At 72.4% G+C, this 21,683-nt stretch carries 17 protein-coding genes; 4 read left to right on the forward strand and 13 right to left on the reverse strand.

Annotation, left to right across the window (positions count from 1 at the left end; genetic code table 11):
- Positions 1–3 precede the first annotated feature (3 nt).
- The 3 genes from JCO01S_RS08870 to JCO01S_RS08880 are packed head-to-tail and all read right to left on the reverse strand — an operon-like array spanning position 4 to position 4,544.
- Positions 4–2,697 carry a bifunctional acetate--CoA ligase family protein/GNAT family N-acetyltransferase gene (locus JCO01S_RS08870; protein ID WP_245634380.1) on the reverse strand — a complete coding sequence of 898 codons (2,694 nt, stop codon included), beginning with the start codon at positions 2,695–2,697 and terminating at the stop codon, positions 4–6.
- A gap of 33 nt (positions 2,698–2,730) precedes the next feature.
- Positions 2,731–4,056 carry a sialidase family protein gene (locus JCO01S_RS08875; protein WP_068254001.1) on the reverse strand — a complete coding sequence of 442 codons (1,326 nt, stop codon included), beginning with the start codon at positions 4,054–4,056 and terminating at the stop codon, positions 2,731–2,733.
- Complete coding sequence (locus JCO01S_RS08880; protein ID WP_084342782.1) at positions 4,053–4,544, reverse strand: RNA polymerase sigma factor; 492 nt, start codon at positions 4,542–4,544, stop codon at positions 4,053–4,055. Before JCO01S_RS08880 ends, JCO01S_RS08875 begins: the two co-directional genes overlap by 4 nt.
- A gap of 226 nt (positions 4,545–4,770) precedes the next feature.
- Here JCO01S_RS08880 and JCO01S_RS08885 point away from each other — a divergent pair, with 226 nt between their 5' ends.
- Complete coding sequence (locus JCO01S_RS08885) at positions 4,771–7,206, forward strand: DNA gyrase/topoisomerase IV subunit A (RefSeq protein ID WP_068254007.1); 2,436 nt, start codon at positions 4,771–4,773, stop codon at positions 7,204–7,206.
- Between the two features lie 86 nt (positions 7,207–7,292).
- Here JCO01S_RS08885 and JCO01S_RS08890 read toward each other — a convergent pair whose 3' ends face one another.
- The gene (locus JCO01S_RS08890; protein WP_068254009.1) at positions 7,293–8,726 is read right to left on the reverse strand and encodes an APC family permease; all 1,434 of its coding nucleotides are present in this window, start codon (positions 8,724–8,726) and stop codon (positions 7,293–7,295) included.
- A gap of 127 nt (positions 8,727–8,853) precedes the next feature.
- Complete coding sequence (locus JCO01S_RS08895) at positions 8,854–10,983, reverse strand: DNA gyrase/topoisomerase IV subunit B (RefSeq protein ID WP_068254012.1); 2,130 nt, start codon at positions 10,981–10,983, stop codon at positions 8,854–8,856.
- Between the two features lie 222 nt (positions 10,984–11,205).
- On the opposite strand from JCO01S_RS08895, the gene JCO01S_RS08900 reads away from it, so the two are divergent.
- Positions 11,206–11,430: a DUF7455 domain-containing protein gene (locus JCO01S_RS08900; protein WP_068254015.1), complete on the forward strand. Its 225-nt coding sequence runs from the start codon at positions 11,206–11,208 to the stop codon at positions 11,428–11,430.
- Positions 11,431–11,448: 18 nt separating this feature from the next.
- A complete protein-coding gene (locus JCO01S_RS08905) occupies positions 11,449–11,964 on the forward strand; it encodes a DUF456 domain-containing protein (protein WP_068254019.1) in 516 nt (171 codons plus the stop codon).
- A 45-nt stretch (positions 11,965–12,009) separates the two neighbouring features.
- On the opposite strand, the gene JCO01S_RS08910 is transcribed toward JCO01S_RS08905, so the two are convergent.
- The 8 genes from JCO01S_RS08910 to JCO01S_RS08945 form a co-directional block, all read right to left on the reverse strand.
- Positions 12,010–12,447 carry an SCO2097 family morphological protein gene (locus tag JCO01S_RS08910; protein WP_068254022.1) on the reverse strand — a complete coding sequence of 146 codons (438 nt, stop codon included), beginning with the start codon at positions 12,445–12,447 and terminating at the stop codon, positions 12,010–12,012.
- 81 nt (positions 12,448–12,528) lie between these two features.
- The gene (dinB, locus tag JCO01S_RS08915; protein ID WP_068254027.1) at positions 12,529–13,800 is read right to left on the reverse strand and encodes a DNA polymerase IV; all 1,272 of its coding nucleotides are present in this window, start codon (positions 13,798–13,800) and stop codon (positions 12,529–12,531) included.
- A 16-nt stretch (positions 13,801–13,816) separates the two neighbouring features.
- Positions 13,817–14,593, reverse strand: coding sequence for a methyltransferase domain-containing protein (locus JCO01S_RS08920; RefSeq protein WP_068254030.1), 777 nt, complete (start codon positions 14,591–14,593; stop codon positions 13,817–13,819).
- 135 nt (positions 14,594–14,728) lie between these two features.
- Complete coding sequence (locus JCO01S_RS08925) at positions 14,729–15,301, reverse strand: GNAT family N-acetyltransferase (RefSeq protein ID WP_068254035.1); 573 nt, start codon at positions 15,299–15,301, stop codon at positions 14,729–14,731.
- Positions 15,298–15,657: a nuclear transport factor 2 family protein gene (locus JCO01S_RS08930; protein ID WP_157074534.1), complete on the reverse strand. Its 360-nt coding sequence runs from the start codon at positions 15,655–15,657 to the stop codon at positions 15,298–15,300. The genes JCO01S_RS08925 and JCO01S_RS08930 overlap by 4 nt, the downstream gene beginning before the upstream one ends.
- Before the next feature lie 169 nt (positions 15,658–15,826).
- Positions 15,827–19,567 carry a DNA polymerase III subunit alpha gene (locus JCO01S_RS08935; protein ID WP_068254042.1) on the reverse strand — a complete coding sequence of 1,247 codons (3,741 nt, stop codon included), beginning with the start codon at positions 19,565–19,567 and terminating at the stop codon, positions 15,827–15,829.
- Positions 19,564–20,064 (reverse strand): SAV_6107 family HEPN domain-containing protein, encoded by a 501-nt coding sequence (locus JCO01S_RS08940; protein ID WP_157074535.1) that lies wholly within the window; start codon positions 20,062–20,064, stop codon positions 19,564–19,566. The genes JCO01S_RS08935 and JCO01S_RS08940 overlap by 4 nt, the downstream gene beginning before the upstream one ends.
- Positions 20,064–20,423, reverse strand: a complete 360-nt coding sequence (locus tag JCO01S_RS08945; protein ID WP_068254052.1) for a DUF6504 family protein — start codon at positions 20,421–20,423, stop codon at positions 20,064–20,066. Before JCO01S_RS08945 ends, JCO01S_RS08940 begins: the two co-directional genes overlap by 1 nt.
- 163 nt (positions 20,424–20,586) lie before the next feature.
- On the opposite strand from JCO01S_RS08945, the gene JCO01S_RS08950 reads away from it, so the two are divergent.
- On the forward strand, positions 20,587–21,660 hold the full coding sequence (locus tag JCO01S_RS08950; RefSeq protein ID WP_245634381.1) for a polyprenyl synthetase family protein: 1,074 nt from the start codon (positions 20,587–20,589) through the stop codon (positions 21,658–21,660).
- The last annotated feature ends 23 nt before the right edge of the window (positions 21,661–21,683 follow it).

The following is a 21,683-nucleotide window of genomic DNA, read 5'->3' on the forward strand; positions in this document are numbered from 1 at the left end:
GCCTCAGCCCCCCGTCAGGCTCCGGGCCACGGTGTCGGTGCGACGCGCCGCCGGGGTGATGACGACGTCCGCGCCCAGGACGGTCAGGCCGTCGCCGTGGACCATCACCGGGTTCAGCTCCACGGTGGACAGCTCGAGGAAGTCGTCCGACATCAGCGACAGCCGCCCCAGCACGTCCTCGATGGCCGCGCGGTCCACCGGCGGGGCGCCGCCCCGACCGTCCAGCAGCGGCTTGGCCCGGACCTCGTCGACGAGCTCGCGCACGTCGACGTCGGTCAGCGGGGGGATGCGGTAGCCGATGTCGTCGAGCAGGTCCCGGGTCGCGCCGGCGAGGCTGAAGGAGACCACCGGGCCGAAGAGCGGGTCCTCGAGCGTGGCCAGGACGCAGGAGACGCCGCGCTCGGCCATCCGCTGGACGACGAGGTAGTTGGCGTCGAGGGGCGCCAGGCGTCGGTCGAGGGCCTCGAAGGCCTCCCGCACCGCGGCCGGGGAGTGCAGGTCCACGCGGATGCCCTCCAGCACGGACTGACCGCGCACGATCGGCGAGAGGGACTTGATGACGACCGGGTAGCCGACCTCCTCCGCGGCGAGGACGGCCTCCTCGGCGCTGGCGACCTCCCGGCGGGGCCACACGTCGATGCCGTAGGCGCCGAGCAGCTCCCTGGTCTCCTCGGTGGTGAGCGCCCGTCCTTCCGGGTCCTCCTCGAGGACCCGGTCCAGCACCGCCCGGGCCGCCCAGCGGTCGACCCCCTCGCGGGTGACGCGCTCCCCCTTGTCCTTCGTGCGCCACTGGGCGTAGTCGGTGGCCGCGGCGAGCGCGTGCAGCGCCTCCTCCGGCATCTGGTAGATCGGCACCGCCTGGCGGGGCCGGCCCTCGGGCACGTCACCGGACTCCTGCACGTAGGTGCCCTCGCTCGTCGAGGGGTCCACCCCACGCATCCCGAGCAGCGTGGCCACGCACGGCTTCTCCGAGCGTGACGCGGCATGGCGAAGGGCGTCGACCACCTCCTCGTCGAGCACCCCGACGGGTGGGATGAAGCACACCATCACCGAGTCGACCTCGGGATCGGCGAAGGCGTCGTCGACGGCCACCCGGAACTGCTCCGCCGTGGCCTCGGTGGGGACGGCCACCGGGCCGTGGGTGACCTGCAGGCCCCGGGACTCCGCGTTGTCCGCGGACAGCGCGGCGAGCTGCGCGGAGTTCCCGACGACGGCCACCCGTCTCCCCTGCGGAAGCGGCTGGTGGACCACGAGCTGGGCGACGTCGAACATCTGGTGAACGTTCTCGCAGCGGATGACCCCGGCCTGCTCGAGCATGGCGGTGAAGGCGTGCGGCTTGACCTTGGGCCGGCGCACCCGGTGGCCGGGCGGGACGCCGTAGCTGCCGGAGCCGGACTTGACGACGAGCACCGGCTTGCGGGAGGCGAGGTGCCGCGCGATCCGGCTGAACTTGCGCGGGTTGCCCATCGACTCCAGGTAGAGACCGACGGCGTGGGTGCGGGGGTCGTCGACCCAGTACTGCATGAGGTCGTTGCCGGAGACGTCCACCCGGTTGCCGGCCGAGGCGAAGACCGAGATGCCCAGGTTGCGCCGCGCGGCGGAGTCGAGGTTGGCGATGGCCAGGGCGCCGCTCTGGGAGAAGAGCCCCAGCTGTCCCGGCTCGGGGATCACCGAGGTCAACGTCGCGTTGAGGTTGACGCTCGTGTCGGAGTTGATCATGCCGAAGGAGTTCGGCCCGACGATGCGCATGCCGTTGTCGCGCGCCAGGCGCAGCACCTTGTTCTGCAACCGGGCCCCGGCGTCGCCGGTCTCGGCGAAGCCGGAGGAGATGATGAGCAGCGTCTTGACCCCTGAGGCGGCGCAGTCACGCACGACCGGCAGGACCTCCTCGGCCGGGACGGCGACCACCGCCAGGTCCACGCCGTCCTCGATGTCGCGCACCGAGGCGACCGCGGGGACCCCGTAGACCTCGCCGGCTCCGCGGTTGACCGCGTGGACCCGACCGGAGAAGCCGCCGTCGACGATGTGCCTGAGGACCTGGTGGCCGATACCCCGCCCGCTGCGGCTCGGCCCGATCACCGCCAGCGAGGTCGGGTGCAGCATCGCGCGCACGCTCTGGGCCTCGGCGCGGTGCTCGCGCGCGAACCGGACCGAGAGCGACTCGGCGGTCGGCTCGATCGCGAAGCGCAGCATGACCACGCCGTCCTCGAAGCGGCGGGCCACCTCGTAGCCGGCCTCGGAGAAGACCGAGAGCATCTTGCGGTTGTGCGGGAGGACCTCGGCCTCGAACTCCCTGATACCGGCGGCCGCGGCCAGCGCGGCGAGGTGCTCCAGGAGCACGGAGGCGATGCCTTTGCCGTGCAGGTTGTCGGAGATGTTGAAGGCGACCTCGGCGAGGCCCTCCTCGATCTGGTCGTAGCGGCCGATGCCGACGATCTCGTCGTGGATGGTCGCGACGAGGGCCATCCGGGCCTGGTAGTCCACGTGGGTGAAGCGCTGCAGGTCGCGCTCGCTCAACCGCCGCATGGGGGCGAAGAAGCGCAGGTAGATCGACTCCTCGGACTGGCGGCCGTGGAAGCGCTGGATGCCCTCGGCGTCCGAGGGCTTGATCGGGCGCAGGCGGCAGACGGTGCCGTCCTTGAGGACGACATCCGCCTCGGCTCGCTCCGGGTATCCCGCGGGAAGTCCCTCGCTCATGTCAACCATCCTGCCACGCAGGAGAGGTCGACCTCAGTCCAACCGCACGCGCTCCCACGTGACGCCGCCGTCGCGGCTCTCCAGCAGGCGGCCGTCTGCGGAGATCGCGTAGACCCGTCCGGCACCGCCGGCGGACGTCCACCGCCACGGCCCGTGGGGGCCCTCGACCTCGGTCCAGGTCGCTCCCCCGTCGGTGCTGCGGTGGATCCCGGAGCCGCGCGTGGCATCCGTCGCCACGACGACCGCGTCCCCGTTGGGCGCGGTCACGTCGACGGGGCTCCCCGGCACCGTGCGGCCCGCGCCGGGGCGGCTCCAGGTGTCGCCGCCGTCGCCGGAGGTCGAGGCCGCGAGGCGGGTGGAGTCGCCGTCGGTCGTCTCGCAGAGCGCGGTGATGGTCTCGCTGCCGTCGGCCGGGACGGCGAGGTCGAGCGAGTCCGCCCCGGGGCAGACGTCCAGCTCCCGGGCCCGGTGCCCCGTGATGCGCCACACCCGGGGGCCGTCGTCGGTGTCGAGGGAGAGGTAGGCGCTCCCCTTGGCATCCGTGAGGTCCACGTCTCGGTAGCTGCCGAGGTCCCGGTCGAGCACGACCTGCTCCATCCGGGAGGCACCGGCACCGGCCCGATGGACCCGCAACCGACCGTCGCACTCGCCCCCGTCGCAGGAGTTACCGGCGACGGCCGTCACGGCGTCGCGGTCGGCCGCCACGGCCAGCACGGTCCCACCCGGGTAGGCGAAGTCGCTCCAGGTGCGACCACCGTCCTCGGTGCGCAGCATCGTCGAACCGGCGAGCCAGCCGCGTCCGTCGGACCCGAGGCGGACGAGCCCCACCTGCCCGGGGCCGGTGGCGATGCCGTCCTCCGGTGTGGCGCGCAGCCGCGGGAGGGCCCGCTGCTGCCAGGTGTCGCCGTCGTCGTCGGTGCGCCACAGCACGGGGCAGCCCGCCTGCCCGTCACAGCTGGCCGAGGTGAGCACCTCCCGGGAGTCGTCGTCCCGGGCGGAGAAGGCCAGGACCCGCTGGGTCCCCCCGACACTGACCTGCGGTGAGGACATCGCGCTCATGTCGCTGGACTGCTCGGCATCCGCGGCGCTGCCCTCCCCCGCGCCACCCTCACCCGAGCCCACGACGTCCTGCCAGACCAGGCCGCCGCCGACGAGGAGGACCGCCGCTGCAGCGACGCCGGCGAGGGCGCGACCGGTGCGGCGCGGGCGGCGGGTGCGTCGTGCCTGCTGGACGATCCCGCGCCAGTGCAGCTCGTGTCCCGGCAGCTCGGGGATGCGCTCGCGCTCGTGGCCGAAGAAGTCCTCGACGGGGCCGTGCTCGGGCAGCTCGTCGTCGTGGGGTGCGGGATCGCCTCTCATCCGTCACCCTCCAACAGCTGCGCGAGCAGGCGCCTCGCCTCGAACAGGTCCCGCTTGACGGTACCCGGCGCCCGGTCGATCTGCTTCGCGATCGTCGCCACCGGCAGGTCGGCGAAGTAGTAGAGCATGACGCACAGCCGCAGCCGGTCCGGCAACGAGCGCACGGCCTCCCGCACGGTGACCCGGGTCGTGACGTCGACGAAGCCGTCGAGGTCGGCGCCCCCTTCGTGGCGGCCGTAGGCCTCGGCCTCCCTGCCCCGCTTGCGCCAGTGGTCGCGCACGAGGTTGCCGGTGACCGTGTACAACCACGCCCGGGGCTCGGTCACGCCCCCGAACTGCGAGAGCAGCCGTACGAAGGCCTCGGTGGCCAGGTCGTGGGCGATGTCCGGGTCACCGACCAGTCGAGTCGCCCAGCCGGCCAGTCGCCCGTAGTGGGCGCGGTAGATCTCCTGGACGGCAGCCTCGTCCGCGGTGTCCGCTCGTGCCACCACTCGCCTCCCCGACAGGGGTACCAGCGCTACCGTCGTCACATCCTCATCGACGCCGCAGACCCGGTCCCGGTTGGCCATGCCCTGGTGTGAATTCTGACACCCCGCCCCCGGGGTGACGATGGCGAAGGGTACTCACCGTGAGTGTCGATGCCGGGGCAGCACGCGCACAGGGGTGAGGATGGAGGGGTCCATCGCCCCCTTGCCGACCAGGAGACCCCTGCCCGTGGCCCGTCGCTCCGCTCCCGCTCCCCGACCGGACGTCCCCGAGACGATCGTCGACATCGACGTCGCGGACGAGATGCGCAACGCCTACCTCGAGTACAGCTACTCGGTGATCCATGCCCGGGCCCTGCCGGACGCACGTGACGGGCTGAAGCCGGTGCACCGCCGGATCCTGTACTCGATGAGCGAGATGGGGCTGCGCCCCGAGCGAGGCCACGTGAAGTCCTCCCGCGTCGTCGGCGAGGTCATGGGCAAGTTCCACCCGCACGGCGACAGCGCGATCTACGACGCACTCGTGCGGATGGCCCAGCCCTTCTCGATGCGCCTGCCCCTCGTCGACGGCCACGGCAACTTCGGCTCGCTCGACGACGGACCGGCCGCGAGCCGCTACACCGAGGCGCGGATGGCGCCGGCCGCGCTGCTCATGGTGACGGGCCTCGACGAGGACACGGTCCCCTTCGTCCCGAACTACGACGACCAGCTCACCCAGCCGGACGTCCTGCCGGCGGCCTACCCGAACCTGCTCGTCAACGGCACGACCGGCATCGCGGTGGGGATGTCGACGAACATGCCGCCGCACAACCTCGTCGAGGTCATCGGGGCCACCCGGCACCTGCTGAAGCACCCGGACGCGAGCCTGGACGACCTGATGAAGTTCGTCCCCGGGCCCGATCTGCCCGGCGGGGGGCGCGTCGTCGGCCTCGAGGGCATCCGGGAGGCCTACCTCACCGGCCGCGGCAGCTTCCGCACCCGGGCCACCACCCGGATCGAGAAGGTCTCGCCCCGCCGCAAGGGGATCATCGTCACCGAGCTGCCCTACCTCGTCGGCCCCGAGAAGGTCATCGAGAAGATCAAGGACGCGGTGCAGTCCAAGAAGCTGCAGGGCATCGCCGACGTCAAGGACCTCACCGACCGCCAGTCCGGGCTGCAGCTCGTCATCGAGATCAAGAACGGCTTCAACCCAGAGGCGGTCCTCGAGAAGCTCTACCGGCTGACCCCGATGGAGGACTCCTTCGGGATCAACAACGTCGCCCTCGTCGACGGGCGGCCGCAGGCGATGGGCCTGAAGCAGATGCTCACCGTCTACATCGACTTCCGGCGCGACGTCGTGCGCCGACGCAGCGAGTACCGGCTGGCCAAGCGGCGGGAGCGGTTGCACCTCGTCGAGGGGCTGCTCATCGCCATCCTCGACATCGACGAGGTCATCCAGCTGATCCGCTCCAGCGACGACGCGGCCACTGCCCGCACCCGGCTACAGGAGGTCTTCGACCTCTCCGAGGCCCAGGCCGGCTACATCCTGGACCTGCAGCTGCGGCGCCTGACGAAGTTCTCCCGGATCGAGCTGGAGACCGAGCAGCAGGAGCTGCTCGCCGCCATCGCCGAGCTCGAGGAGATCCTCGGCGACGAGTCGGTCCTCACCAGGCTCATCTCCCGCGAGCTGGCCGACGTCGCGAAGAAGCACGGTGACCCCCGACGCACCGTCCTGCTGGAGTCCGCCGGACAGCCGGCCGCGGAGGCCACCCCGTTGGAGGTCCCCGACGATCCGTGCTGGGTGATCCTCTCCAGCACCGGGCTGCTGGCCCGCACCGCGGACGCCGAGCCCCTCCCGCGCGAAGGGGGCCGGGCCAAGCACGACGCCGTGGTCGCCGCGGTGGCGACCACCGCGCGCGGCGAGGTGGCCGTCGTGACCTCCCACGGCCGGATGATCCGCCTCAGCGCCCTCGAGCTCCCTGCGCTGCCGGCCTCCTCCAGCGCCCCGAACCTCTCCGGCGGCGCGCCGCTCGCGGCCTACGTCGACCTGGCCGACGGGGAGATGCCACTGACGCTGGCCTCCCTCTCCCCCGACACTCCCGGCCTCGCCCTCGGCACGGCCCACGGCGTGGTCAAGCGGGTCAACACCGACTACCCCAAGGGCCACGACTGGGAGGCGATCTCCCTCAAGGACGGCGACCGGGTGGTCGGGGCGGCCCAGCTGCGCACCGGGCACGAGGAACTGGTCATGATCACCGACCAGGCCCAGCTGCTGCACTTCTCCGCCGAAGCGGTCCGCCCGCAGGGACGCACCGCCGGTGGCGTGAGCGGCATCCGCGTCCCGGAGGGCGCCCGGGTGCTCTTCTTCGGCGTCGTCGACCCCGACGTGGACAACATCGTCGTGACCGTCTCCGGCTCCTCGGACTCGCTGCCCGGGACCGACGCGGGCGCGTGGAAGGTCACCCCCTTCGCGGAGTACCCGAGCAAGGGCCGCGGCACCGGTGGCGTGCGGGCGCACCGCTTCCTCAAGGGTGAGGACACGCTGCTCTTCGCCTGGGCCGGCCGGGCCGGGGCCCGCGCGGCCCAGCCCAACGGCGTCGCCGTGACCCTCCCGGAGCCCGAGGGGCGCCGCGACGGCTCCGGTGAGCCGGCTCGCGCCGTGATCGGCGGCATCGGCTCTCTCTGAACGCCCGGCCCCGTCGGTTCGAGGTCCAGCCGCTCGTCCGTCCGGGGCGCCGGGACCTCGACCGGGTCGGGGTCCCGGGGGGGGGCTCACTCCTCGAGGTGCTCCGGGTCGCGCATGTAGGTCCGCTTGGAGTAGACCGCCCGGTTGATGAACCAGGTGATCACCCACAGGATCACGCCGAGCAGCAGGAGCATCCCGGCGATCTCGTACTGCTGCTGCTGCTCGGGGCTGCGGGCCCACGGACCGACGAGGAAGGCGCTCGTCACGGCGCCGAGGATCGGCAACGCGGACGGGGTCACGAAGTGCTTGTGCCCGACCCGGTCCTTGCGCAGCGTGAGCACCGCGATGTTGACGACGACGAAGACGCACAGCAGCAGCAGGGCGGTCGTCCCGCCGAGCAGCGCCACGATCGGCGACTCGCTGTCGAGGCTGACGTAGCTGATCAGTCCGAAGGCGATCAGCGTGGTGAAGATGATGGCCACCCACGGCGTCTGCCGGCCCGCGTGGACCTTGCCCAGGACCGGGGGCAGCACCTCCTGCTTGGCCATGCCGTAGATGAGCCGGCTGGCCATGAGCATGTTGATCAGCGCCGTGTTGGCGACCGCGAACATCCCGATCCACGGGAAGATCCGGTCGAAGGGAAGGCCCGGCGCCCCGACCTCGACGACCTGGGTCAGGGCCGACTGCTCGCCACCGACGAGCTTGCCGACGGGTACGAGCGCGACCGCGGTGATCGAGACGAGGGTGTAGATGACCGCGGCGAGGCCGAGGCCGGTGAGCATCATCCGCGGGAAGTCCCGGGAGGGGTTCTTCGTCTCCTCGGCCATGTTCACCGAGTCCTCGAAGCCGATCATGGCGAAGAAGGCCAGGGCGGTCGCGGTCGTCACCGCGAAGAAGGTGTTCTTGTCGCTCGGGCTCTCGAAGACGACGACCCGGGAGAAGTCGGCATTGCCCTGGGTGACGGCATACAGGCCGATGAAGATGATCATCAGCAGACCGGAGAGCTCGACGAGCGTGAGCACCACGTTCGCCTTGACGCTCTCCCCGACCCCGCGCAGGTTGATCAGTGCGATGAGCGTCATGAAGCCGAGCGCGACGATCAGCAGCGGGGTCGAGCCGGCATCCCAGTCCGCCAGCAGGCCATCGCGGAGGAACCCGGCGAAGGCACTCGAGGCGGTCGAGGCGGAGGTGATGCCGGAGCAGATCACGGCGAAGGCGACGAGGAACGTCAGGAAATGGATGCCGAAGGCCTTGTGCACGAAGGTGGCGGCACCCCCGGCCGCCGGGTACTTCGTCACCAGCTCCAGGTAGGAGAAGGCGGTGAGGCCCGCGACGACGAAGGCGACGAGGAAGGGAGCCCACGCCGCCCCGCCGACCTCGGCCGCCACGTCCCCGGTCAGGGCGTAGACGCCGGTACCGAGGATGTCGCCGACGATGAAGAGGAGCAGCAGCTTGGGCCCCATGACCCGCTTGAGCTCACCCGAGCCCTGGGCGGCGCGATCCGTCGTGTCCTCGGTCATGGGACCTCCCTCGATTCATGGCGCACCCGTGCGCGCCATGAACCAACCGTGGTCCGGATCACTCCCCGACGCAACTGTTTCGCCCCGGACACGCCGGTGGGTCTCGGGTGGAGGTGTCGGCCGGCCCTCAGGCGTCGATGCGTTCCCGGTCCAGCTGGTCGGCGGAGGAGACGATGAACTCCCGCCGCGGGTCGACGTGCTTGCCCATGAGCAGCTCGAAGACCTCCTCGGCGGCCTCCATGTCGGCCGTGGTCACCCGCCGCAGCATGCGGTGCGCGGGGTCCATCGTGGTCTCCGCGAGCTGGTCGGCGTCCATCTCGCCGAGACCCTTGTAGCGCTGGATCGGCTCCTTGACCTTCTTCCCCTTGGAGGACAGCTTCGCCAGGGCCTTGCGCATCTCGGCCTCGGAGTAGGTGTAGATCAGCTCGTTCTTCTTCGACCCGGGGTTGATCACCTCGATGCGGTGCAGCGGGGGCACCGCGGCGTAGACCTTGCCGGCCTCCACGAGCGGGCGCATGTAGCGGAAGAAGAGGGTGAGCAGCAGGGTGCGGATGTGGGCGCCGTCGACGTCGGCGTCGGTCATGATGATGACCTTGCCGTAGCGCGCGGCGTCGATGTCGAAGGACCGTCCCGAGCCGGCGCCGATGACCTGGATGATCGAGGCGCACTCGGCGTTCTTGAGCATGTCGCCGACGGCGGCCTTCTGCACGTTCAGGATCTTGCCGCGGATCGGCAGCAGGGCCTGGAACTCGCTGCTGCGGGCCTCCTTCGCGGTGCCCATCGCCGAGTCCCCCTCGACGATGAACAGCTCGGTGGCGTCGACGTCGTTGCTGCGGCAGTCGCGCAGCTTGGGCGGGAGGGTCGAGGTCTCCAGGGCGTTCTTGCGACGCTGGGTCTCCTTGTGCATCCGCGCGGAGATGCGCGACTTCATCTCCGCGACGACCTTCTCCAGCAGCTGGGTCGCCATCTGCTTCTCGCCGCGCTTGGGGTTGGTGATGCGGGCGGTCAGCTCCTTCTCGACCACCTTGGCGACGATGCTGCGCACGGCGTTGGTGCCGAGCACCTCCTTGGTCTGCCCCTCGAACTGGGGCTCGGCGAGCCGGACGGTGACCACCGAGGTGAGGCCGGCGAGGACGTCGTCCTTCTCCACCTTGTCGTTCCCGACCTTCAGCTTGCGGCTGTTGGCCTCCAGCTGCTTGCGGAAGACCTTCAGCAGTGCCTGCTCGAAGCCGGTGACGTGGGTGCCGCCCTTGGGGGTGGCGATGATGTTGACGAAGGAGGAGGCGCTCGTCTCGTACCCGGTCCCCCAGCGCAGCGCGATGTCCACCTCGCACTCCCGCTCGACGTCGGTGGGGGTCATGTGGCCCGCGTCGTCGAGGACCGGCACGGTCTCGGTGAAGGTACCGCTCCCCTGCAGCCGCCACACGTCCGTGACCGGCTGGTCCGGGGTGAGGAAGTCGACGAACTCGCTGATGCCCCCTTCGTGGTGGAAGACCTCCTCGACCGGTTCCTCGCCGCGCTCGTCGCGCACGACGAGCGTCAGCCCGGGGACGAGGAAGGAGGTCTGGCGGGCCCGGTCCAGCAGCGCCGTCAGGTCCACCGTGGCGCTCTGGAGGAAGATGTGCGGGTCGGCCCAGTAGCGCACCCGGGTGCCGGTCACGCCGCGCTTGGCCTTCCCGACGACCTCCAGCTCGCTCCCCCGGTCGTAGGGGGTGAAGTCGTTCTCCGGGGACTTGCTCCCCTTCGACCCGGCGACGTCGGAGAAGCTGCCGGGCTCTCCCCGGCGGAAGCTCATGGCGTAGGTCTTGCCGCCCCGGTCGATCTCCACGTCCAGCCGGGAGGCCAGCGCATTGACCACGGAGGCGCCGACGCCGTGCAGGCCGCCGGACGCGGTGTAGGAGCCGCCGCCGAACTTCCCGCCCGCGTGCAGCTTGGTGTAGACCACCTCGACCCCGGTCAGCCCGGTGCGCGGCTCGATGTCGACGGGGATGCCGCGTCCGTCGTCGCTCACCTCGACCGAGCCGTCGGCGCGCAGGAGCACCTCGATGCGGGTCGCGTGGCCACCGAGCGCCTCGTCGACCGAGTTGTCGATGATCTCCCACATGCAGTGCATGAGGCCGCGGCGATCGGTGGACCCGATGTACATGCCGGGTCGCTTGCGCACGGCCTCCAGCCCCTCGAGCACCTGCAGGTGGTGCGCGGTGTAGTCCTTGGCGGACTTGGTGCTGGCCGCCTTCTTGGCTGTGGCAGGGGACACGTCGGTGACCGGTTCCTATCCGTGGGCTGACTGCTGGTGGTCACTCGCAGGGTAGTCCGCGCTCCCGGGGGCGCCCGGGAGGCGGACCCGGCGGTGGTGTCGCGAAGGGAGCGCATTGTGTCCTCGGTCACGACTCGCGCGAGACCATGCACCGAGGGAAGTTCACGACGTGTTTGACTGTTGTCCCGGACGTCCACGAACCACGGAGGAAAAGAGGCAACCGTGAACGCGACTTTGGCCACCCCCCTGACCGCAGCCGACCGCTGCGACCGCTGCGGAGCCAAGGCCTACGTGCGTGCTCGTCTCCACGCCGGTGGGGAGCTCCTGTTCTGCGCCCACCACGGCCGTGAGCACATCCCGGCACTGAAGGGCCTGGCAGAGATCGAGGACCAGAGCGACCAGCTCCACGACGAGACCCCCGCGTCCGCGCCCGTCGACGAGCGCTGATCCGCCGCCGCACCAGCCGTGCTGACCCTGACGACCGAGGCCGGACCCGATCCGACCTCGGTCGTCCTCGTCTTCGCGGCGCTGCTCTATCTCGTCGGGGTCTTCGGGATCATCTTCCCGGTGCTGCCCGGCCTGCTCGTGTGCGTGGCGGCGGTGCTGCTCTGGGCGGCCGGGACCTCGGGGCCGCTCGCCTGGGGGACCTTCGGCGTGGTGCTCGCGCTCTACCTGTGCGGGCTGACCCTGCAGTACCTCGTCCCGGGGCGGCGCATGAAGCGAGCCGGGGTGAGCACGTCGACGCTGTTGCTCGGGCTCGTGGCCGCCGTCGTGGGCTTCTTCGTCATCCCGCTCCTCGGGGCGCCCGTGGGCTTCGTCCTGGGGATCTTCGCGGTCGAGCTGCTGCGCTACCGGGACCGTGTGCGCGCGTGGGAGATGACCAAGTCCGCCGTGCGGGGCGTGCTGCACAGCATGGGCATCGAGCTCTCCACGGCATTCGTCATCGCCGTGGTGTGGATCGGCGGGATCCTGCTCCACTGAGGACCCCCGCCGCCGTCATGTCAGTGGGGCGCGTGGGCGGCCGGCTCAGTAGCCCTGCCGACGACGCTCCTCCCACCGCTGCTCCATGCGCTGCATGAAGCTGCCGTGGTTCGGGGTCTTCCGGGACCGGCCCTTCGGGGCGCGGGAGGCCCCCTTCGTCCGCGAGCCGTGGCCGCCGGGCTGCTGGATGCTGCCGTCCTCCGCGACGACCTTCAGGCCGGCCTGGCCGGGGGTGGCCGCGTACGCGACCGCGGCCACGATGATGACGAAGCCGGCGACACCCACCCAGATGCTGGTGTTGACCCCGAGCAGGACGAGGCCGAGCCCCACGAGTGCGCCCACGACGCCGATGACGATCTTCTTGCGGTTGGCGCCCATGTGGCCTCGGGTGCCGTTCATCTGCGAGGCAAAGCGGGGGTCCTCGGCCCGGATGGCCTCTTCCATCTCCTCGAGCATCTGCCGCTCACGCTCTGACAGCGCCACGGTGACCTCCTACTCGCCTGACCAGTGGACGAGGTGTTCGTCCGCCGAACCCCACGACGGACGCTTCCCGCCGTGGTCCTCTCATTCTATGTCGTGCCCCTCTCCTTCGGTAGGTGGACGCCTCCCACGCCGCTCGCGGTCGGCCAGCAGGCTGGCCATACCCACGCTGCCGGTCCCGAATCGGGCCCTGGCGCGGTCGATTGCACGATCCGCCTCGCGCCACCCGTGCTCGGGCTCATCGAGCGTGGCCTGCACCGGTGTGGCCGCGGCCTCGCTCAGCCCCTCGACCCGCACCCCGACGAGGCGCACCCTGGCCCGCTGCAGGCCGAGGGCGTCATAGAGGCCGCGCGCGACGGCGGCGACCTCGCGGGTGACGTCGGTGGGGTCCCGAAGGGTCTTCGAACGGGTGATCGTCGTGAAGTCGGCGAATCGGACCTTGATGCTCACCGTCCGGCCGACGAGGCCGGCGGCCCGCAACCGGGCCGCGGTGGTGCCGGCGAGGCCGAGGATCGTGCGGTGGACGACGTCCGGGTCGTCGACGTCGTGCTCGTAGGTGCGCTCGTTGCCGATGCTGCGCTCCTTGCGGATCGGCTCCACGCTGCGCGGGTCACGCCCCCAGGCCAGGTCGTGCAGGTGGGTTCCGGTCGCCTCGCCGAGGGCGCGCACCAGCGTCTGCCGGGGGGTGTGGGCGATGTCGGCGACCGTGCGCAGCCCCAGGCGGGCGAGCTGCTCCTCCGTCCGGTCCCCGACCCCCCACAGCGCCGCGACGGGCAGCTGCTGGACGAAGGTCACGACCTCGGACTCCGGGACGACGAGCATCCCGTCGGGTTTGGCCAGCGCGGAGGCGAGCTTGGCGACGAACTTGCTGCCGGCCACCCCCACGGAGCAGGTGATGCCCTGCTCGTCGGCGATCGTGTCGCGGATGCGGCCGGCGATCGTCGCGGGGCTGCCCATGAGCCGCACCGCGCCGGCGACGTCGAGGAAGGCCTCGTCGAGGCTCAGTGGCTCCACGAAGGGGGTGATGTCGGCGAAGGTGGCCATCACCGCCTTCGAGATGCGCGCGTAGCGGTCGTGGTCGGGCGCGATGATGGTCGCCTGCGGGCACAGCCGGGTGGCCCGGCCCATCGGCATGGCCGAGCTGACCCCGAAGGCGCGCGCCTCGTAGGTCGCGGAGAGCACGACCCCGCGGTTGCCACCACCGATGATGACGGGCGTGCCGACGAGCTCGGGACGGGAGAGCAGCGACGCCGAGGCGTAGAAGGCGTCCATGTCGACGTGCAGGACCGTGCACCCGGTGTCGTCCGGGGGCCCGTCACCCGCCCGCGGCGGCGGCCGGAACTGGCGCCGGCTCATCTGCGCTCCCGCTCGCTCAGTCCCGGCGCGCCACGACGTGCACGGCACCACCGAGCCGCGCCAGCCCGGTGTCGCCCTCGTCGGTGGAGGCCAGCTCCTCCAGCTCGAGCAGGGCGGTGCGCTCGGCGTCGGTGTCGAGATAGGTGCCCGGCACCAGGTCGCTGAAGATGCGCACGCCGCGGGCGTCGAGGGTGGTGAATCCTGCCCGGCCGAGCATCTCGCGCAGCTCGGCGCGGTCGAAGCGTCGCGGCATCGGGTCCTCCTCGCCCCAGCGCCCGTCCGCGCTCGTCAGGGCCGCCCGCGCCTGCTCGAACTGCCCCGCGATGGCGCGGGCCAGGACCGCAGCGACTCGTTGGGCGACGAGCAGGGAGAGGTGGCCCCCGGGAGCGAGGACCTCTGCCATCCGAACGAGGGTGGCGGCGGGGTCCTCGACGTACTCGAGGGTGCCGTGGCAGCACAGCAGGTCGATCGAACCGGGGGCGGCGATGTCGGCCAGGTCGTCCTCGTCCCCCTGGACCGCGGTGACCCGCTCGGCGGCGCTGGACTGCTCGGCGCGCAGGCCGAGGGATGCCAGGGCGTCCGGGCTGGGGTCGACGACGGTGACGGTGTGTCCGCGTTCGGCCAGGGCGACGGCCAGGCCGCCGGTGCCCCCGCCGAGGTCGAGGACCCGCAGCGGCCGGGAGAGCTCCTGCTGCCGGGACTCGCCGAGCTCACGGACCTGGGACCACACGGCCGCGGTGCGCACGTTGTCCGCCACCCCGTCGCCGCGTCGCCATCCGTACTCCTCGTTCACGCCTGCTCCTGGTCCTGTGGGGTGCTGCTGGCCGCGGGCCCGCCCTGCCCGGCGGACCCGCTCCAGCCTAGTGGTCGCCGCTGACGACGGCTCCCGGCATCGGCCCCACACGTGGGTCGAGGTTGCGGCGCTCGGCTATTCGCCCCCTGGGACCTCGAATCGTTCGGAGGGGTGGCTGACGACGCTCCACACGTCCATGTCCTTGCGTTCCTCGCCGACCTGCTCCCAGGAGCGCAGCCTCCCTTCGCGCTCGTAGCCACAGGCCCGGGCCGCACGCCACGATCCGGCGTTCCATGGCTCGACGTGCAGCTCGATGCGGCTGATCTCGTCGTGGGTGAGCGCCCATTCCGTCAGGCCCGCAAGTGCTGCGCGGAGGTAGCCTCGACGACGGAACTGCGGGGCGACCCAGTAGCCGGTGGAGGCACGTCCGGCGTTGATGTCACGTGTCCACAGCCCGATCTGCCCCACGGCATGTCCCTGCACGGCGTCGGCGATCACGAAGGAGTAGCCCTGTCCGTCGCGCAGTCGTGCGTGCTGTCGCTCGATGTAGGACAGCGCGTCACCCCGGGTACCGCTCGTCGGGACCGTGGTGATGAGCGGGATGAGCGGGTCATCGGCGATGGATCGGACCAGATCGGCGTCGATGTCCGCGAAAGGACGCAGCAGGGCCGGAGGCCGAAGGATCCGCGGCAGTCTCGTGGGCATCATGGGATCGGGGTCCCCTGGTGGTGGACCTGCTGCCAGCCCGAGCCTCGCTCGCACCAGATCGAGGTGCGTCGCGCTCGGAGGGCCCCCGTGCTGGAGTCCCACGAGACCTGCACAACGCCCGGCGTGAGGATGCGACCGCGCAGGTCGTGGATCCCGATTGGCGGGGTCTCCTCGTCCTCGGACTGCTCGCGCAGCAGGGCGAGGGTCGTCTCGCGGTCCCACTGCCGGCCGGAGGCCCCGACCTCGAGGAAGTCCGGCGCGAGCAGCTGGCGCAGCCGGTGCTCGTCGGCCCGGGTGGCCGGGGACTGCAGCTCGCGTTCGAGCTCGAGGACGGTGGCGAGTGCGGACTCATCCATGTCTGCCATCCCAGCACGTTCGCCCCCGCAGGAGGGGACGAAGGGGGCTCTGCTGCCCCGGCTGCCGAGTGCTCTGCAGGACTTTCACCCCCTTCGCAGGAGTTTCAAACTCTTGCCAAGGGGCAGTTTCTCGGGTGACCCGAGAATCGGGTGACTCATGGGGCGAACCTCAGTGGCCGGAGCTGCCGGGCGAGGCGTGCCACAGCTTGCGCGGCGGCTGCACGCCGGTGCCGGCGGGGCGGGTGTCGGCGAAGGGGGACTGCCGGAACCCGGAGGCGTGCACCAGCACCCGGTGCCCCTCGGGCTGTCGGTGTGCTGCGTCCCGGGTACGGGCGAGGTCGTCGGCCTCGGCGAAGGCGGCGTGCACCGCCTCGATACCCCCGGACTGCCAGGCGTCCCAGAGGCCGGAGAGCTCCCACGCCCCGGAGCCGAGCAGCGAGAGCCCCCGGTCGCCGGTCCGACGCACCGTGCCGCGCACGAGCACCAGCCAGGAGTGGAAGATCGTCGCCGCGTAGGGCCCCTGCGCGTCCTCGAAGAAGGTCGCGTCCACCGGCCCGCTCCCGTCGTCGACGGTGAGGAAGACCACCCGCCGCCCGGAGCGGACCGGTGGGGTCTGGGTGGCGGCCTTGACCCCGGCGGTGAGCACCTCGGTGTTGCTGCGCACCGAGAGCAGGTCGGCGCTGCGGGTCACCCCGAGCGCCTGCAGCATCGGCGCGTAGAAGCCCATGACGTGCCGGGAGGCGTCCAGCCCGAGGATCTCCAGCTCCGCCCCCACCTGGTCCGAGACGCTCATCTCGGGCAGGCCCGCCGCCTCGCCCAGCTGGGGCTCGTCCCCGAGGTCGAGGGTCAGCTGGCTGGCGACGGGTGCCACGGCCTGCGTGCGCACCTGGTGGGCCCCCGGCCCGTCCGCCGCCCATGCCGGCGGCGGCTCCCTCCGGCGCGAGCGCCCCCGCCCGGGCCCGCTCGCCCGGCTCCACCGGTCCAGCTCGGCCACGTGCAGCAGCAGGTCCCGCCGGGTCAGCCGGCCGCGGTGACCCACACCGGGCACCGCGGCGCCGGCGCCGGTGCCGTGGATCGAGTCGAAGGCCCCCACCAGCACCAGCCGTTCGACGACGGGACGGCTGACCCGGGCCCGCTGCCAGAAGTCGGCGAGCGACTCGTAGGGCGCGCCTGCGACCACCCGCTCGATCTCCCCCTCGCTCATCCCCTTGACGTCGGCGAGGGAGAGCCGGATGCCGTACCCGGAGCCGTCCGGCAGGTCCGGGTCCTCCGGCGGCCGGCCGGGGACGCCGACCCGCTCGACGCGGTACTCCCCCGTGCTCGCGTTGACGTCGACGCCGAGCACGGCGACGCCCAGGGAGCGGGCCTCCTCCAGCAGCAGCCGTTTGGGGTACATCCCCGGGTCGTGGGTGAGCACCCCGGCGAGGAAGGCGGCCGGGTGGTGGGTCTTCAGCCAGGCGGACTGGTAGGTCGGCATGGCGAAGGCCGCCGCGTGCGCCTTGCAGAAGCCGAAGGAGGCGAAGGCGGCCAGCACCTCCCAGATCCGGTCCACGTCCGCGGGCGGGTACCCCCGGGCCGCGGCGGCCGGACGCCACCACGCCTCGATCCGCGCCTGCCCGTCCGGAGTACCCATCGTCCGGCGCACCTCGTCCGCCCGGGCGAGGTCCACCCCGGACGTCTCGGCGATGATCCGCAGCATCTGCTCGTGGAAGACGACCACCCCCTCGGTCTCGGCGAGCGTCGGGACGAGCCGGTCGTGGAGGAAGCGCGGGCGGGCCCACCCGTGCCGCGCCTCGAGGAAGGGCCGGATCATGTCCGACTTCACCGGCCCGGGACGGAAGAGCGAGATGTCGATGACCAGGTCCTCGAAGGTCGTCGGCCCCAGCTTGCCGACGAGCTCGCGCTGCCCCGGGCTCTCGATCTGGAAGCAGCCCAGGGTGTGCGTGGTCCGGATCATCGCGTAGGTCGACGCGTCGTCGAGGGGCACCCGGGCGCGGTCGTCGAGGTCGATCCGCTCCCCCTCCACCCGCTCGATCTCGTCGGTCGCGTGGGCCATCGCCGACTGCATCCGGATGCCGAGCACGTCCAGCTTGAGCAGCCCGAGCGCCTCGACGTCGTCCTTGTCGAACTGGCTCATCGGGTAGCCCATCCAGCTGGACTCCACCGGGGTCCGGTCCAGCAGGCCACCGTCGGAGATCACCACCCCGCACGGGTGCATCGCGATGTGCCGGGGCAGCCCGTCGAGGCGCTCGACGAGGTCCAGCAGGGTCCCCAACCCCGGCCCGCCGTCCCCCACCCCCCGGGTGCGCAGCTCGGGCAGCTCGGCGAGCGCGCTGCGCACGTCCCGGGCCCGGATGTGCGGGAATGCCTTGGCGACCCGGTCGACCTCGGCCGGAGGCATGCCGAGCGCGGCACCGACGTCGCGGATCGCGTGTCGCGCCTTGTAGGTGTCCATCATCGAGACGCAGGTGACCCGATCGCGCCCGAAGCGCTCGAGGATGCGGTCGTACATCTCGGTGCGCCGGGCGGACTCGACGTCGATGTCGATGTCCGGCAGCTCGGCCCGCAGCGGCGAGCAGAAGCGCTCCATGAGCAGGTCGTGGCGGATCGGGTCGATCGCGCTGATCCCGAGCAGGTGGTTGACGAGGCTGCCGGCGCCGGAGCCGCGGGCGGCCACCCGCACCCCCGCGTCGACGATGAGGTCGACGACCTCGGCGACGGTGAGGAAGTAGGTCGGGTACCCCAGCGCGGCGATGACGTCCAGCTCGTCCTCGAGCCGGCCCTCGACCCGCCGCAGCAGCGACGGGGAGGCGCCCGGATAGCGCCGACCGACCGCGGCCCGGCACCGCTGCGCGAGCACCGTCTGCGGGTCCTCGTCGGGTGCCAGGCCGAGCAGGCGCGCCTCGGGCAGATGGACCCGCCCGATGCCCAGGTCGGTGCGTTCCCCCTGGGCGCACTCCAGGGCCACCCGGGTGGTCTCCTCCAGCAGCCGTTCGGCCCGCTGCCGGGGGCCGAGTCCGGCGAGCATCCCGACGCCGCCGCCGAGCGCGGCGGCCACCCGGTGGGCGGTGACCGCCATCGCCCGGTCGTCGGCAAGGTGGCCGGCGTCGGTCGTCCGGTCCAGGTGGCGGGCGTCGAGGACCACGAGCCGGCGGGTGGCGTCGAGGAGGTCGGCGACGACCGCGTCCTGCGGGTGCAGGTGCCGGGTCGCCGCGGTCAGCACCGCCGGCGTGCCCGTCTCGTCGGCCAGACCCAGCAGGTGCATGGCGTGCCCGGTGGACGCGGGGGTACCGGGTGGCCCCCCGTGGTCGACGACCTCGATGGTCACCGCATCCGGCGGCAGCAGCCGGTGCCAGGCCGCCAGCCGCTCCCGCGCCAGGTCCGGTCGGCGGGCGAGCAGCGCGGCCCCGACGTCGGAGGCCGGGCCGAGCAGGACCCGAAGGGGGGCCGCCTCACCGGGCACGGCCGGGGCGGCGTGCCGGGCGATCATCGACGCGTCGGCGACCGGGTCGTCCCGCTCCCCCGTCAGGTGCACCTCGCTCACGAGGCGGCACAGCCGGGCCCACCCGAGCCCGTGCGGCACCCCCGCGCCGCCGCCGCGGGCCAGCACCGTGACCCGTGGGTGCCGCGGGTCGACGTCGGCGCCCCCTCGCACGGGGGTGCGCCGTCGCGGTGCCGGCACACCTGCGCCCGCACCGGGGCCGACGGCCAGGTCCACCCCGAGGACGGGGGCGATGCCGGCCTCGCCCGCGGCCCGTGCGAAGCGGACCGCCCCGTAGAGGCCGTCCCGGTCGGTCAGCGCCAGCGCCGGCTGGCCGAGCTCGACAGCCCGGGCGACCAGGTCCTCCGGGGTGCTCGTGCCGTGCCGCAGCGAGAAGCCCGACGCGACGTGCAGATGGGCGAAGCTCACCGTCTCGTTCCTCCGCTCGCAGGGCCCAACGAGGTCAGGGCACCGGTGACCGGCACCGGCGGCAGCCCGAGCTGCCCCGCCACGACCGTGGCGAACTCCTCCCCCTGCCGCAGCAGGTCGTCGGCCTCGCGCACGCTCGGCCACCAACCGCGGTCGCCCTCCTCGGGCAGCACCGCGGCGAAGAACTGCGCCCACTCGGTCAGCTCGGGCGCGACCCGGGGCAGGGCGGACCACACGTCGAGGGCCCTTCGAGGCGGCTCCCCGGGCCCCACGTTCCGCGTGGGCGGGGCGACGGAGGAGCCCCGGAGGGGGGCCGCGGGGCGGACGGCGAGCACGGCCGTCGCGGCGCGCAGGACGGCCAGCCGGGTCGCCGCGGCCCGCGCCCGCACGTTCCCCGCCAGGTGAGCGGCGGTCAGGCTCTCACCGGCGGCGTGGAGCAGCTCCACGGCGGCCTCGACCCGGTGGGTGTCCAACATCGGCAGCGCGACCACAGCCATCAGTCCTGGGTCCGCAGCAGCAGCCACCGGGCGGCGCGATCGGCCGCCGCCGGATCCCGTCCGGCGCCGGTGTCCACCCCGAGGTCGTAGACCCCGGGCACCTCCGAACGGCCCGGGCTGGCGCTGACCCGCCAGACCTGCCTGGCCAGTGACACCTCGTCCAGCGGCCGCGTGGCCGCCTCGCGCCACCAGTCGCGCCGCTCCTGCCAGTGGTCGACGACCTCGGTCACCCGGTAGAGCCGCCCGCGCCAGAGGAACTGCTCCGGCGCATCCGGGGGCTGTCCCCCTTCGCCTGCACACTGCTGCTGCGCGGTCTGCGCCACCCGCACCTCGATGTCCTCCTCGACGAGCCGGACCATGGCTGCTCCCTTCCTCACCACTTTTCGAACGCCTGTTCGAACAACAGTAGACCGAGGGCCCGACAGCGCGTCAAGTCCTCCCGACGTAGGCTGAGGACGGCCCGTGCGGGACCGCCCGGGCCGTCACCGACCCTTCGTCACTGGAGCCCACGTGCCGCACCCCTTGGACCGAGCAGACCTGCGCTCCCGGGTCCAGGTCCGCATCGATCACCAGCTGAGCAGCTGGGAGCGTGAGCTCGCCGAGATCGGCCCCGACGTCGTGGACCTGCTCACCCCCATCCGCCAGCTCCTCGAGGGCGGCAAGCGGCTGCGGGCCGGTTTCGCCTACTGGGGCTGGCGCGCCGCCGGCCGCGAGGACCACGACGGGGCGATCTCGCTCGCCGCCTCGATGGAGCTCTTCCAGGCCGCCGCGCTCATCCACGACGACGTCATGGATGACAGCGAGACCCGTCGCGGGCGCCCCGCGATGCACCGCTCGCTCGCCGGAACCCACACCTCACGCGGCTGGCACGGCGACCCGGAGCGATTCGGCGCCGCGGGAGCCATCCTCGCCGGCAACCTCTGCCTGGGCTGGTGCGACGACCTCTTCGCCGACTCGGGACTGCCGGCGGACTCCCTCACCGCCGCGCGGCCGGTCTTCGAGCGGATGCGCGGACAGCTCATGGCCGGGCAGTTCCTCGACATCGTCACCTCGATGCGGCCGTGGCGCCGGCTCGGGGACGAGGAGCGCACCGATCGCGCCCGCCACGTCATCCGCTACAAGAGCGCCAAGTACTCCATCGAGCACCCGCTGCTCATCGGCGCCACCGCCGGCGACGCGGGCGAGCAGGACCTGGCGGCGCTCTCCCGCTACGGACTCGCGCTCGGTGAGGCCTTCCAGCTGCGCGACGACGTGCTCGGCGTCTTCGGTGATCCCGAGGTCACCGGCAAGCCCGCCGGCGACGACCTGCGCGAGGGCAAGCGGACCGTGCTCATCGCACGGACCCTCGCCGGGGCGACCGCGACCGACGCCGATCGCCTGGAGCAGCGGCTCGGGGCGCCGGACCTGACGCAGGAGGAGGTCCTCGAGCTGCGCCGGCTGCTCGTCGACACCGGCGCGCTGGAGCGGGTCGAGGCCGACATCGCCGAGGGGGCCGAAGCCGCCCGACAGGCGCTGGCCGAGGCGGAGGGGGTCCCGGACGAGCCCCGCGAGGTCCTCGCCGAGCTCATCGACCGGACCACCGCGCGCAGCACCTGAGGCGAAGGGGGCCGCCGCTCTCC

It is taken from the genome of Janibacter corallicola NBRC 107790 (assembly GCF_001570965.1).
Classification (GTDB): domain Bacteria; phylum Actinomycetota; class Actinomycetes; order Actinomycetales; family Dermatophilaceae; genus Janibacter; species Janibacter corallicola.